The sequence below is a fragment of the Ruegeria sp. CDSB029 genome (genome assembly GCF_059611125.1).
Genome location: NZ_JBXWOX010000020.1, coordinates 1 through 12,890, shown reverse-complemented (window position 1 = coordinate 12,890; position 12,890 = coordinate 1). Strand labels below are relative to the sequence as shown.

Here is a 12,890-nt window from a genome sequence, read left to right as displayed (position 1 = left end):
TCTGACTGCAAATCGCGATCGGCCCATTCGAAGAAATAGATGGCCAGGGCAGCGTGATTAGTTTTGCCTATGAAGCCCTTGTTGACCTTCCAGCGCTGGAGGTGGCTACCGTTGCCTGCGTAGTCCAGTTTGAGGAACTTTGATTGGAGCGACCACCTATGTGTTTTGCATCACCCGACACCATTGATCATGTAGAAAGCAAACATTGATGCCCGTAGAAATCGCTTTGAAGGGAACTCGAATAAGTCCAAAAAATTCCACCATGACTGCCCGTGCCTGGGTCAATGACAGCGACACTGCGCGAGTCCGAAAATCCCGATGGACGGGTCTGTTTTTCGGCGTGTTGGCGGGGGCGGCGGCGCTCACTTCCTCGGTCACAGCACAGACGATCACAAAGTCTGACGGTGACATGAGCATGGGCCAGACGGAATCGGCCAGTGAAGCGATGATTGCCTCCGGCATGGGTGGGATGGATAATATGGCTATGATGATGCGCCCAGACGCGGCACCGCCTAACGGTATCGTCGGAGGAATGCATCCGCGCGAAGGCGTTCTGATGCCGGTATTTTCCTACATGTATATGAAAATGAGCGGAAACCGGGACGGGACGAGCTCGCTTTCAACTGCCGATGTCTTGTCACAATACCCGATTGCCCCTCTGAGCATGGAAACCGACATGCTCATGCTCGGGCTGATGTATGGCATCACCGACGAGCTTTCGGTGATGGCCATGATTCCCTATTTTTGGAAGTCGATGGACCATCAAACCCGAACGGGCCAGACCTTCACGACCAAGGCACAGGGGTTTGGAGATCTGAAAGTCGTCGGAGGCTATGATGTCTACAAGTCGGATAGACAAGTTGTCGAGGTGTCCCTCGGGCTGAGCTTCCCGACCGGGTCGATCGATGAGCGCGACACGACCCCGGCCGGGCCAGAGCAGTTGTTGCCCTATCCCATGCAACTCGGATCCGGCACCTACGACCTGCTGCCGGGCATTACCTATACGGGACGGAATGACGACTGGTCATGGGGCGGTCAGCTTGGCGCCGCGATCCGAATTGGGGACAACGATGCTGGCTACACGCTTGGCAATGCATATTCCGCCTCAATCTGGGGTGCCCGGCGGTGGAGCGATTGGTTCAGCTCATCCCTGAGACTGGTCGGTGATGTGGTGGAAAACATCGATGGGGCGGACCCACGTCTCAACCCGAATATGGTGCCCACCGCAGATCCGACCCTGCGGAGCGGACAGTTTCTCAGCGTTGGGATCGGTCTAAATATCATCGTTCCCGGGTCCGGTGCATTGGCTGGCACACGTCTGGGAATCGAGGGCGTGATCCCAGTTTACCAAGACCTTGACGGGCCTCAGCTTGAGCGAGATTACGCGGTTTCCGCAGTAATCCGCAAAGCGTTTTGACAACAGAGAAGACCAGTAGCTGGTGTCAACTTTGATTAACATGATCCACGAAGGTATCGGCACGATCCTCTTTGTCGGCGACAGCGCAAGAATCCGTGAATCATACAATCAGGGCAACAGGTTCACTCCATGGGTCCGCAGGCCTTAGCTTCAAGTCGATTGCAGTTTCACGATTAAGCCGGCCACCCCAGTCAATAACAGGACGAATACCGCAAAAAGAACCAGTGCAAGCAGGGTTGGCCCGAGTTTACCCGGTAGTTTGTATGCAAGTTTCCCAAGCCATAGCGGGCGTCCAGTTCCCTGTTGAAAACTCTGGTCGATCACCGTTGCGTAAAGTGGCAGGGCACTGACCAGCGTTGCGTATAGGTAGACGCCGGAAATGTTCTCAAAAAACGCGGATCGGACAAGTGTGGGTCCGACCACCTGCAGGGCCTGCCAGTGATCTCCTCCAAACGAACCGAACCAGTCGGCCGATATGAAATAGATCACCTCGTGCAACACAACAAAAATGATCACCCTTGCAGGCAGGTCGATCAGAAGGACACGGGCCCGCGAAACTCCTTTTTGCTGCTTGGCAACACTTGCGGCATACAGAAAGAAGCTCACGTAGTTGACAGCGAACACAACCGGCAGCCCGTTAGTCACCACCTGTCGCAAAAAGCGACTGAATGCGAGACCGTTGTTCAGGAGCATCGCCCCGAAGCTCGGCGTCAGTGCGATGTAAAATAGCAGGAGAGGCAACAGGCTGAGGCAGCTGACAATCAATGTGTTGCGGGCAAATCGCCAGAAAGGCATATCAATGTTAAAGTATTTTTCCATTGCACTGCACCTTGCCAGAAATTCCGGATCGGTGTCGATGGATGCAGGCGATACGGCTTTGATGGAATGGACATCCCCTGATCTCTCATCTGATAGGTTTTGGAGATGGAAACCATCAGAGCCCTTTGTATGCCTTTTTTGGCGATCCTTAGCTCTACTGCCTTGATCCGAAATAGCGCAGGATTAAAGCCCCGCCTTACCAAGTCCGCGCAGCATGTCCTCGGTTCCCGCACCCATCCAACCGAGACTTGAACGCAGTGCCTCGATTGAAGGCCTCGAGGTGCCTGTTTCGCTAAAATACCGCTCAAGCAATTCGCCGGCGGCTTCAACCCTGCCGTCCAATGCCAGCGCAGAAGCCATCGCAAGGTTAGCGAAGGAATCTTGCGGTGCAGTTGCCAACGCACGTTCGAGGGCAGCAATTGCCAAGTCGTTCTGATTGCTCTGGATATGCGCTAGGCCAAGGTATTTCTCTTTGGTGAAGGGTCGAAACCTCGGGTTGAGCTCCAGCGCATACTCAAAATACGGAATGGCTTTTTCCGGTTCGTCGCTCGCCATGTGCACCAAACCTGCGCAAACATAGCCGCAATCCATGTTCGGATTCAGGTCCATAGCCGTTCGACACGCCGGCATTCCCAACTCGGGCTGACCCATACGCGCGTAACCCGCACCAACAAGCCAATAGGGTTCTGCGTTCAATGGATCTGCCCGCGTCGCTTTTAAGGCAGTCTCCAACGACAGCCTCGCGGAATCCGGACGGCTGACGCCCGGCACGTTCGCGAGGCTTCCGACAAGATGAACAAAGGCGAGCCCACCCCAGGCTGACGCAATTCCGGGATCGAGCTCGGTTGCTTTGGTCAACAGCGCGTAAGCTTCCTGATAATCAGTGACACTCTGATGGTTGTAGAGCAGAACATTTCCACGCAACGCATAGTCCCAGGCATTGTCCATCACTTCCGGGTCCTGACGGTCGAGGTCAGCCTTCCGGAGTTCAGCTCGCAACACCGACGCGATTTGACCGGTTACATTGCCCTGAAGCTCGAACAGATCAGCGACAGACCGATCATATCGCTCTGACCAGAGGTGGCTGTCATTTTCGCCATCAATCAACTGAGCATTGACCCTAACACGGCCTCCCTCCAGCCGGACACTCCCCTCCAGCACGTAGCGGACACCGAGTTCTGTTGCCACCTGAGACGCGCCAACGTTCTTGCCGCGATAAGTAAAGGACGTGCTGCGCGAAATGACAAACGCGTCGCGGATCCGAGACAGGTCGGTAATAAGGTCTTCGGTGAAAGCATCGGCAAGGTAGGTTTTGCTTTCGTCGCCCGAAAGATTGTCGAAGGGCAGAACCGCGATTGAAGGGCCGCGCGGCTTTATGACTCCATCCGTTTCGGAGAAAGAGGCTTGCCATAATACATATACAACAAACGCGAGTGCGAATGCCGCCGCCAAAGCGGTGTATCGCGAAAGCCCTGATGGGATCGCGTTTCGACCCATTTGGCTGGCCTCGCCTAAAGCAGGCTTTTCAGGGTGAGAAGTTGTATACTCATCATCCTGGATGTGCGATAGCTCATCGACCGCGACGGGCGCGACAAAACTGAAACCTCTGCGCGGGTGCGTCTTGATAAAGCGTTGCTGTTCTCTGTCATCACACAGAGCCTTGCGTATGGACCGAACCTGCGTACTAATGGCTGCATCTGATACGATTTTTCCATCCCAAAGGGCGTCGCACAATTCTTCGCGCGAGATGATTCTGTCTTTTTCATTCAGGAAATAGTGCAGCAGTTCCTGCGCGCGTGGCTCAAGAGGGATCGCTTCGCCGTCGCGAAAGAGCCCGCGTGTGGGGTCAAACGTAAAACGGTCGAACCGATACCGCATCGGTACTCTCCTGTATTGCCTTAAGACAACTCAGATCATCCTTAGAATTCCTCAAGTGCCCCTTAAGCACAAGGGTGCACCATGGCGCAGACTCTAACTTGCTAGCCTGGACGCCTGCGCTTTGTGCACCGTCGCGCAGTATGCAGGCGCTACCGTTCAATACAAAATGGAGAAACATCAAATGAGCTTTTGTAAAAGAATCTATACCTCGCTACTTGCTTCACTTGCACTCTCCGCGCCGGCTTTTGCGGAAACCCAGTTGGAAAATGCGCTCGCGAACGGGGGACATCGTCTGACAGCCGAAGAGGTAAGCATCCGACTGGCTGACAAAACCGTCACGTTTGAGAACGCAAATACCGGTGCCAAGGTGCTGGTGTATTATGATGGAGGCAACGGAACAAAACTGAAGCTGATGGCGGACGGAACAATGCTGAAAGGTTTTTACGCCTTTGACCTCGCGGACCACGTCTGTGTCGGTGTCTACGGAGATAAACCGATGCGCCTGCGGTGCGTGCATGTCGTTTTGATTGATGGTGTCATGCACAAGTTCGAACTCGACGGAAGCCTGCGCGGGCGGATTATCGAGGAAGTCAGCGGCAACGTAATCTGATATTTATCATCTCACCCGCATAGCAGACGAAATGCCATGCGGGTGAATTGGATTTGCAACATTCTCCCATTACCTAGGTCATGTTGACAAATGGCGGAGCCAGAGGCGGATCGACGTGATGTCGATGAACCCCAAGAAGCTTTCCGCAGTCTTGTCATAGCGAGTTGCGACACGCCGAGCGTTCTTAAGCTTGTTGAAGCATCGTTCGACCAGGTTGCGGAGACGATACAGCGAGTGGTCAACACCGACGCGCATTTTCCGGGTGTAACTATGCCTTTAATTTCTGGACGCAGATACATTCTGGGACTTTTACCTCGACTTTGTGCCCTTAATTCTCGGATACCCACAGGCCACCAACAAGCGATCGCACATACACCCCGTGAGAGATTTACTGGATCACGTTCCCTGTTCACGTCTGACTGACATGCAACTTATCCCCAGAACGCACGGTCTTGGGATTAAGGGTACAGTCCGGCAATTAATGACACAGTCCAGAAATTATAGGCACAGCTTGGATCTGATTTTGCTCAACTTTTTGAGGCGAGCGTCCAGCAATTAGGGGCACCGTGACAGTTGGACCGCGACGGGATCTGTCGCAAATCCGTGGCCATATGCTTCTCCTGAGGCCTTGATTTTGGCCGCAGCGCAATACCGCTGCCCATTTGATGCTCATAATGCACCTATTTTGGTCGCTACATTTTGAAATTCCGAAAATTCATATTATACATGATAAGTATCCCTTATCATGTTTGTTTGATTTTTCCGCGAAATGCACGCAGAGTGGCTGCCATGAAGCCCCCTGCCCCCTATCTCCCTTCCGCCTCCCCTGCCCTGTCACAGGCGGATCAGGAGGCGCTCACCGATCTCTATGTCCGTGGCACACCGGAAAACACGTTGCGTGCCTATGAACGGGATTTGATTTATGTCACCGCCTGGAAGGCTGCGCGCTTCGGTGCGGCGCTGGACTGGCCCGAAACAGAGGCCTCAGCGCTGGCCTTCATTCTCGATCACGCGCGCAATCTGAATGACGCACCAGAAACGGATGTCGCGCGCGAAACCGCAGAAGCGCTAATTGCTCAGGGGCTGCGCAAGTCCCTCGCCTGCCCTGCCCCATCAACGCTGGATCGGCGCATCGCATCCTGGCTGGCCTTCCACCGCATGAAGAACCTGAACAGCCCCTTCGGCGCACCCCAGGTGAAACAGGCCCGCGCCAAGGCCCGCCGCGCCGCGGCCCGTCCTGCGGCCCCGAAGTCGCAGCACCCGATCACCCGCGATGTGCTTGAGCAGTTGCTGGCCACCTGCCAAGGCCCCCGCCGGGATTGCCGCGACCGGGCCATTCTGATGCTGGGCTGGGCCAGCGGCGGGCGGCGCCGGTCCGAGATCACCGGGCTGATGCGCGAGGATGTGTCGCTGAAAGAATTCGACGGCAAAGGGCTGGTCTGGCTGTCGCTGCTGGAGACCAAGACCACGGCCATAGGCGAGACGCCACGGCTGGTGCTCAAGGGTCGCGCCGCACAGGCGCTGGTGCATTGGATCGAAGTGGGCGAGATTCAGGACGGCCCCTTGTTCCGGCCAATCTCCAAGGCCGACCGGGTGTTGAAACGACGCCTCAGCCCGGATGCGATCTATCAGATAGTCAAACACAGGCTGGTTCTGGCGGGATTGCCTGAAGACTTCGCCTCGCCGCATGGGCTGCGATCCGGTTTTCTGACCCAGGCCGCGCTGGATGGTGCCCCAATCCAGGCCGCCATGCGCCTCTCCCTGCACCGCTCGATGGCCCAGGCGCAGAAATATTACGACGATGTGGACATCGCGGATAACCCGGCGACTGATCTATTGGGGTGAGCACATACTGCCTACTTAAAGAATTCCCAGCTTGAGGGAAACTCCGGCTGCTGTGCCTATGTCTTGTTTCCTGTCGCATCCGTTAACGTGGCCAGCGCGGAAACATGTCGCGGCAGGTCGCAGCGGGAATGCAAGATATCAACAATGATCACCGCGTCCGGCTGATCCAGGTAGACTAGGAAGTGCTCTCCCGCCCGTACATATCTGAGATCAGCTGCCTCCTCTACCAATATAGAACAGCTGCGGCTGGCCGCCCTGCCCTCCGTGATGGCCTGACAGCGCGCTATCAGCTCTTGTTCATAAAGATCAGCCTGAAGCGGTCCAAACTTGTCGATGGTCCATCGGGCAATTTCCACCAAGCTGGCTTCAGCACGGCGTGTCAGTCGAAAGGGTTTGGTCACGCTTTGGTTCGTGCCCTTACAAAGGCACGACGGATCGCATCCGTACCGCCGCCTTCTGCTAGATCTCCTGCCTGAGCCTGGGCTACGCCCTCCTGCAGGCCTTGTCTGAGAGACACCAGTCCCGCCTCTTCCCGCTCCAGAAGACGAAGACCGGCGCGCAACGCTTCACTGGCGTTCTGATAGCGACCGGACGCAACCAGGTCCTGCACCAGTTGATCCTGCGTTTCCGTAAGTACGACATTGCGGGTTACCATGGCTTAAGCCTCCTGATTGGCAATATATGCCAACAAAGGTACTTGTTCAACAATTGAAGTTTCCACACCCGGTAGTTTTATCAAGCCGTTCTTATTGCCGGCCTGACAGAGCAAATAAGTGCTCACCGCCGTGGCAGGGTTAACCATCGCCCCTACGCTTTCGCAAATTCCAAACACAGGACCGACCTCCTTGCCCCTAACACCGCCCATCCGATTACCCGTGATATTCTCGAACAGCAGATGGTCACCATTCAAGGTTCGTGCCGGGACAGCCGTGACCGGATCATCCTGTTACTGGGCTGACCTCGGGTAGATGGCAGCGTTCGGTGATCGGCGGGATCTTTTTGGGGAATGTGTCGCTGAAGGAATTCAACGAGAAATACATAATTTAATTGTCGCTGCTGGTAGTTGAGACCACCCAAAAAGACAAGACTCCACGGTTGGTGCGCAAGGGCCGCGCAGCGAAGCCGTTGGTGAATTGGATCAAAGTGGGTCAGATCGAGGACAACCCACTGTTTCACTCGGTCTCGAAATCTGGCTGGATGCGGAAACGCCGCCTCAACCTGGACGCCATCGTCCAGATCGTCAAACACCGACTGAAGGTGACAGGACTACGAAGGATTATGCCTCATCGCATTGGCTGCGCTCGGGCTTCCTGACCCAAGCCGCGCAGGACGGCGCACCGCTCAAGACCGGTTTGCACCTATCGCACTGGCTCAGAAATGCTATGACGGCGTCGATATCGCCCAGAACCCGGCTGCGGATTTGTTGGGGTGTGATTCAACCAATCAGCTGAACTAACCCCCCTGCCCTTCCCTGATACCCTTCTTACAACGCACCTCGCTCATTCATGACACAGCCTTCGGCAGGACATGCTCCACTCAAAGCGGAGCATGTAGAGAAGTTTCACGCGCATGCCTGCTTGATCTGCGGAAGATCCACCTCTGATTTGAGAGCCCACAATTCTCTTCTACCGGGTTTACAACTGTAAACCACCCTGCTCTGATACAAAGCGCATGTAGTCTGCCGGTCAGCGCAGCCCACAATATAGGCGAAAATTCTTGACTTAGGGCAGTGAATCACGGCTGTTTGTCTCAAGTGGCGCAAAAATGACCACATTCTTTAATTTGAGGCAACTACATGATTCCCGTGACACCACTTACGGCAGATCGACCATCGGCACTCGCCACGGAAATTTCCGAGAGATTGAACTCGGCTATCCGAGAGCATCTTCTTGCTGCCTTTGCACCTGACAACACAAAATCACTACGCACATTCGCAGCACCAGAAGCGGCCGAACTTTTGGGCGTCTCGGGTCAATTCATGCGCAAGGTCCACTCAGAAGGTACAATTCCTGAACCAAAAGACGTGCGAAGCGGTCGACGTTACTATACTGCACAAGAGCTTTGGGAGGCACGTGAAACGCTTGAGAAGACCTCACGCAAACAAGGACGCTACATCCCTCGCCGGACGGAAGGAGAGAAACTTCAAGTCTGGCAGTTGATGAACTTCAAAGGCGGTAGCAGCAAAAGCACTACAACAATTCATCTGGCTCATTTTTTCGCGCTTCGCGGATACCGTGTGCTGGCCGTTGACCTAGACCCCCAAGGCTCGCTTACATCCATGTGCGGCATCAGCCCTGAAATCGAGTTCGATGGGCTAACGATATACGATGCCATTCGCTATGAAGACCCGGTTAATATGGCAGATGTCGTGCTTCCGACATATTTCCCCGGATTGTCTGTGGCACCGTCACGGCTTGTTCTTTCTGAATTTGAGACGGAATCCGCCGTCCACTCTAACCCTGACCATCCGTTTTTTACGAGAATACGGAATGCTCTGGCCCAAGTGGAAGACGATTTTGACCTTGTTCTTATTGATAGTCCACCACAACTCGGGTTTCTAACCATTGCGGGGATGGCTGCCGCCAGTTCCTTGCTCGTGCCTTTAACACCTTCTATGTTGGACGTGTCTTCGACAGCTCAATTTCTCGAACTTGCTGGTGCTTATATGGCTGTCATTGAAGACGCCGGCGCCACTCTCGAATACGACAGCTTCAAATTCCTTATAACACGTGACGAGCCAACAGACGTTCCATCTCAACAGCTGGCTTCGTTCATGCGAGCACTGTTTCAGGACCGCGTTATGTCAGCAACGGCTCTGAAGAGCACTGCGATCAGTGACGCAACAATGCTCAAGCAGTCGATCTACGAGGTTGTGCGTTCGGAAATGACACGCGCAACGTATGACCGGGCAAAGAACTCAATGGATGCGATCGGCTCTGAGGTAGAGCAAATGATCCACCAAGCATGGGGACGTAGCTAATGGCTAGAAAATCTCTTCAAGAAATGTCGGGTATAGCGAGCACGATTGCACGTTCCGGATCCAAGACCGCAGACAGACCGGTAAGAGCTAACGCCCCTGCTCTCGGTGCGCTTCAAGGATCCCTTGCCGCAATTAGGGAAATTGACCCATCTCTCATAGACGATTGGGGACCGATTGATCGGCTTGGTGAGTTTACAGCTGTAAACCCTGATGAAGATGACGACAGCTTTGAGAGTTTGAAATCGAGCATCCAAGACGGCGGTCAACAAGTGCCCATCCTCGTTCGGAAGTCGAAAACCGAAGGTCGTTACGAGGCGATTTATGGGAGGAGAAGGCTCAAAGCATGTCGTGATCTCAAAATCAAAGTTCGCGCCAATGTTCAAGATATCGACGATGCGTCGGCGCTCCTTGCCAAAGGCCTTGAAAACGCAGCGAGGCGCAACCTGTCCTTCTACGAAAAAGCTCGCTTTGCGGAAGCAATTCAGACCGCTGGGCATGATACAGCCACGGTGAAACGAGTTCTGAACCTGTCAGCATCAGGATTGTCCCACCTTACTAAGGTCACGCAAAACGTTCCTTTTGAGGTCGGAGAAATGATCGGCGCAGCTCCAAAGTCAGGCCGCCCGAAGTGGACTGCACTTGCTGAGCACTTCTTGGCAGGCAAGCTGACAATTGAAGACGCAACGGACTTGCTTCAAGCCGTCGAGCCATCGGTTTCCTCAGATGACCGGCTGGAAACCCTACTTAAAGCGGCCGCAAAACGTGGTGCCCGACAAAAGGACGGCGTTGGTGAAATCAGCCCCATTGATGGCGTGACTATCAAGTCCGGCAGCGGGTCTCTTACATTGTCAGTTAGAAAGACAGGTTCGAACGCGGATTTTGCTGAGTGGTTGGACAAAAATCTGACGAAAATCATCAAGAGATCACACGCCGAGTTTACAGCTGTAAACAACAAGCAAAATAACTGAGGACGAGCAGAAAGGAGGAAGGCAAGCAAAGAAAAACCCCCGAAACCGGAGCTTCGAGGGCTGCTGCGCTAAGCGCAATTCTTAGATTAGACACCTAGAATCTAGCAGTCCCCGAATCGCCATACAAGAAAAAACGCTCCTGAGCGAACGGGTATTTTTTGTCTGCTAACATAATCTCATGAAAACAGTGACAGCGATGGCTCCGTCAGGAGCAACCTTGTCGAGCGCGACAGGGCAGGGGACTTATACGCCCAAGAAATGGATTCTTCTTCGAGCCGTTGAAGAGGCGAGGGAGCCGCTTGGGCTGAAATCCACTTCTCTCAACGTCCTAAGAGCAATGATTTCCTTTTTGCAGGGAGATCAGATTTCAGTCGATCAGGATGATGAGCATATCTGCTTCGCATCCAACGCCGCGATTGCCAAACGAGCCCATGTCAGCGTTCAAACTGTTGAACGTCATATCTCGACTCTGGCCAAGCTTGGGATTGTCCGACGCGTAATGAGCTCAAATGGTAAACGTTGGGCACGCCGAGACCGACAGGGCAGGGTGGTCACAGCGACCGGTCTTTCCCTGATGCCATTGTCTGAAAGGCATGCTGAGTTCCTCCAGGAAGCCCAGAAGCATGCTGACCGCGTTCTCGAATTCACGTTACTCCGCGACAAGGTATCGACCGCTCTGGCTCGTCTGAAAGAACTTGTAGCAGACGATGGCTCTATCACAGATTTGATGACCTCCGTGCGCAATGCGCTGCGCCGTAAGCCGGATGCGCGTGTCTTTCGGAAACTTCTGGCTGAAATCTCAGTGGAAATCTCAGAGATAACACCGGCTCATACCAAAAAAATGAGGGCCAATGACCATGAAATTGAGGGGCACAAAGAGGACTCTTTGAATCCGATAGTTAAGAAAGAAAAACATTCTCAGGTTCAAGTTTCTCCAGATCAAATGGAGCGCAGCTTTCCACGTTTGTGCTCGGAACTTCGCTTTGCCCGGGATCAGTCACATTGTGACCGGCTTATGGACGATATCGCCGAGTACTTACGATTTGGTCAGACCTGGTATGCTATGAAATCGACATATGGCCCAGCTCTCCGTTTCATGGTGCTCGGATATATTTTTCAACGAGCTGAGAATATAAAATCTCACCAAGCTTATTTGATCTCACTGATCTCGAAAATCGATCGGGGAAATATGCAACCAACCGCATTGTTGGCGCATAGTTCAAAAGTCCGCGGCAGTGCAGGCCATACCCATGATATCTCCTCACGCTCATGAGTTCAGAACAACAGATGTCGTTCACGCCACCGTCTATTGTGAACTGAGTGCCAATGTATTACATTGTACTACACAGAGGAAGCAGGTGATTGCGATGAGTACTAGCCCATATTCAATCCGTCTAGATGAAGACCTGAGAAAGACCCTGGAACGGGAAGCTGCGATCGAAGATCGACCGCCTGCACAACTCGCCGTACGGGCAATTAGAATGATGTTAGAATCCAAGGCCGCTAAACGTGCAGCCATTGATGCGGCTGTTGAAAAAGCAGACCAAGGCAAGTTCATCACGGCAGACGAGATGAATGCTTGGATAGACAGCTGGGATACCGAGAATGAGCTCTCTGCTCCGGTCGCAAGCGAGCAATCCAACAGCCAATGAAAATCGTATTTCTCGAAGATACGGCCCGGGACATTCAATGGTTCCGCTACTACTACACGTCAGTTTTTCCTGAAGGCAGCGAAAGGGCACGAGCTCAGCTCAAAGCCATTCAGCTTACTCTTGCAGCCAACCCCTATGCAGGTCACCCAAGTGACACACGGCAAGACATACGGGAGCTTTCAGTGCCCCGAACCCCATTCACGCTGATATATCGTGTAATGCCCACTCAGATAGAAATTCTGCGTCTCTGGGATGCCAGGCAGGGCGCGGATTACTGAAACCAGGAGTTTAAATTGGTGGCATCAGGCGGGCAGGGTAGGGGGCAAGCAACCGAACCTATTTTGTTGTTCGACCGCTTAACTCTGCACAATTGTCGAAAATGTGCCCGCGCTTTCAATTGGTCGGACTCTGAATTTCAATCAGTCGAAGAGGCGACCTAGGAGTTTCTCGAGTTCTTCCCTTTGCTCGACGTGCTTTTTCGGGTTGTCCCGGATCAGGCGCTCCAGATTGAGAAGCTTCCAACGCACGGCGGGAAGATTGGCGGCTTGCGGTCGATCTATTACGGCGAAATCCGGCGCGCCATCCTGCAGACTGAGCAAGAATTGTCTGGTGGGTTTGTCGAAGCGAGATTGGATATCCGCAATCGGTATTGCCAAGTTGTTTGCGTCATATTGCACTTCATTGGCAATGGTTGGATTATGCGGACATTTCAGCGGTGTAA

Annotated in this window: 13 protein-coding genes and 2 pseudogenes; 8 read left to right on the top strand and 7 right to left on the bottom strand. The window is 53.7% G+C overall.

Annotated features, from left to right (window positions below):
• The first annotated feature begins 262 nt into the window (after positions 1-262).
• Positions 263-1,417 (top strand): transporter, encoded by a 1,155-nt coding sequence (locus AC2FI8_RS19310; RefSeq protein ID WP_496780610.1) that lies wholly within the window; start codon positions 263-265, stop codon positions 1,415-1,417.
• A 150-nt stretch (positions 1,418-1,567) separates the two neighbouring features.
• Here the strand turns inward: AC2FI8_RS19310 and AC2FI8_RS19305 are convergent, their stop codons facing one another.
• The gene (locus AC2FI8_RS19305; protein WP_496780609.1) at positions 1,568-2,236 is read right to left on the bottom strand and encodes a hypothetical protein; all 669 of its coding nucleotides are present in this window, start codon (positions 2,234-2,236) and stop codon (positions 1,568-1,570) included.
• A gap of 183 nt (positions 2,237-2,419) precedes the next feature.
• Complete coding sequence (locus AC2FI8_RS19300) at positions 2,420-4,114, bottom strand: winged helix-turn-helix domain-containing tetratricopeptide repeat protein (RefSeq protein ID WP_496780608.1); 1,695 nt, start codon at positions 4,112-4,114, stop codon at positions 2,420-2,422.
• A 259-nt stretch (positions 4,115-4,373) separates the two neighbouring features.
• Between AC2FI8_RS19300 and AC2FI8_RS19295 the strand changes: the two genes are divergently transcribed.
• Positions 4,374-4,724 carry a hypothetical protein gene (locus AC2FI8_RS19295; protein WP_496780607.1) on the top strand — a complete coding sequence of 117 codons (351 nt, stop codon included), beginning with the start codon at positions 4,374-4,376 and terminating at the stop codon, positions 4,722-4,724.
• 78 nt (positions 4,725-4,802) lie between these two features.
• On the opposite strand, the pseudogene AC2FI8_RS19290 reads toward AC2FI8_RS19295, so the two are convergent.
• Positions 4,803-4,985: pseudogene (locus tag AC2FI8_RS19290) on the bottom strand (transposase); the annotation flags it as partial.
• A gap of 528 nt (positions 4,986-5,513) precedes the next feature.
• On the opposite strand from AC2FI8_RS19290, the gene AC2FI8_RS19285 reads away from it, so the two are divergent.
• Positions 5,514-6,569, top strand: coding sequence for a tyrosine-type recombinase/integrase (locus tag AC2FI8_RS19285; RefSeq protein WP_496780606.1), 1,056 nt, complete (start codon positions 5,514-5,516; stop codon positions 6,567-6,569).
• A gap of 56 nt (positions 6,570-6,625) precedes the next feature.
• Here AC2FI8_RS19285 and AC2FI8_RS19280 read toward each other — a convergent pair whose 3' ends face one another.
• From AC2FI8_RS19280 to AC2FI8_RS19270, 3 genes are read right to left on the bottom strand one after another with little or no spacing between them, the layout of a single operon-like run.
• Entirely contained in the window at positions 6,626-6,970 is a 345-nt protein-coding gene (locus AC2FI8_RS19280; protein ID WP_496780605.1) for a type II toxin-antitoxin system RelE/ParE family toxin, read from the bottom strand.
• Positions 6,967-7,224, bottom strand: coding sequence for a type II toxin-antitoxin system ParD family antitoxin (locus AC2FI8_RS19275; protein WP_108862330.1), 258 nt, complete (start codon positions 7,222-7,224; stop codon positions 6,967-6,969). The genes AC2FI8_RS19280 and AC2FI8_RS19275 overlap by 4 nt, the downstream gene beginning before the upstream one ends.
• A 3-nt stretch (positions 7,225-7,227) precedes the next feature.
• The gene (locus AC2FI8_RS19270; RefSeq protein WP_496780604.1) at positions 7,228-7,479 is read right to left on the bottom strand and encodes a hypothetical protein; all 252 of its coding nucleotides are present in this window, start codon (positions 7,477-7,479) and stop codon (positions 7,228-7,230) included.
• Between the two features lie 885 nt (positions 7,480-8,364).
• On the opposite strand from AC2FI8_RS19270, the gene repA reads away from it, so the two are divergent.
• The 5 genes from repA to AC2FI8_RS19245 all read left to right on the top strand — a co-directional run bounded on the left by repA (position 8,365) and on the right by AC2FI8_RS19245 (position 12,447).
• The gene (repA, locus tag AC2FI8_RS19265; protein WP_037317392.1) at positions 8,365-9,549 is read left to right on the top strand and encodes a plasmid partitioning protein RepA; all 1,185 of its coding nucleotides are present in this window, start codon (positions 8,365-8,367) and stop codon (positions 9,547-9,549) included.
• The gene (repB, locus tag AC2FI8_RS19260; RefSeq protein WP_496780603.1) at positions 9,549-10,517 is read left to right on the top strand and encodes a plasmid partitioning protein RepB; all 969 of its coding nucleotides are present in this window, start codon (positions 9,549-9,551) and stop codon (positions 10,515-10,517) included. Before repA ends, repB begins: the two co-directional genes overlap by 1 nt.
• A gap of 178 nt (positions 10,518-10,695) precedes the next feature.
• Complete coding sequence (locus AC2FI8_RS19255) at positions 10,696-11,790, top strand: helix-turn-helix domain-containing protein (RefSeq protein ID WP_496780602.1); 1,095 nt, start codon at positions 10,696-10,698, stop codon at positions 11,788-11,790.
• A 94-nt stretch (positions 11,791-11,884) separates the two neighbouring features.
• Positions 11,885-12,169: a CopG family ribbon-helix-helix protein gene (locus AC2FI8_RS19250; protein WP_496780601.1), complete on the top strand. Its 285-nt coding sequence runs from the start codon at positions 11,885-11,887 to the stop codon at positions 12,167-12,169.
• Positions 12,166-12,447, top strand: coding sequence for a type II toxin-antitoxin system RelE/ParE family toxin (locus tag AC2FI8_RS19245; protein ID WP_496780600.1), 282 nt, complete (start codon positions 12,166-12,168; stop codon positions 12,445-12,447). The genes AC2FI8_RS19250 and AC2FI8_RS19245 overlap by 4 nt, the downstream gene beginning before the upstream one ends.
• Positions 12,448-12,588: 141 nt before the next feature.
• On the opposite strand, the pseudogene AC2FI8_RS19240 reads toward AC2FI8_RS19245, so the two are convergent.
• A pseudogene (locus tag AC2FI8_RS19240) lies at positions 12,589-12,890 on the bottom strand (hypothetical protein); the annotation flags it as partial.

Coding starts and splice junctions, on each gene's coding strand:
- AC2FI8_RS19310 (WP_496780610.1), top strand. CDS start 263: ATGACTGCCCGTGCCTGGGTCAATGACAGCGACACTGCGCGAGTCCGA.
- AC2FI8_RS19305 (WP_496780609.1), bottom strand. CDS start 2,236: ATGGAAAAATACTTTAACATTGATATGCCTTTCTGGCGATTTGCCCGC.
- AC2FI8_RS19300 (WP_496780608.1), bottom strand. CDS start 4,114: ATGCGGTATCGGTTCGACCGTTTTACGTTTGACCCCACACGCGGGCTC.
- AC2FI8_RS19285 (WP_496780606.1), top strand. CDS start 5,514: ATGAAGCCCCCTGCCCCCTATCTCCCTTCCGCCTCCCCTGCCCTGTCA.
- AC2FI8_RS19275 (WP_108862330.1), bottom strand. CDS start 7,224: ATGGTAACCCGCAATGTCGTACTTACGGAAACGCAGGATCAACTGGTG.
- repA (WP_037317392.1), top strand. CDS start 8,365: ATGATTCCCGTGACACCACTTACGGCAGATCGACCATCGGCACTCGCC.
- repB (WP_496780603.1), top strand. CDS start 9,549: ATGGCTAGAAAATCTCTTCAAGAAATGTCGGGTATAGCGAGCACGATT.
- AC2FI8_RS19255 (WP_496780602.1), top strand. CDS start 10,696: ATGAAAACAGTGACAGCGATGGCTCCGTCAGGAGCAACCTTGTCGAGC.
- AC2FI8_RS19250 (WP_496780601.1), top strand. CDS start 11,885: ATGAGTACTAGCCCATATTCAATCCGTCTAGATGAAGACCTGAGAAAG.
- AC2FI8_RS19245 (WP_496780600.1), top strand. CDS start 12,166: ATGAAAATCGTATTTCTCGAAGATACGGCCCGGGACATTCAATGGTTC.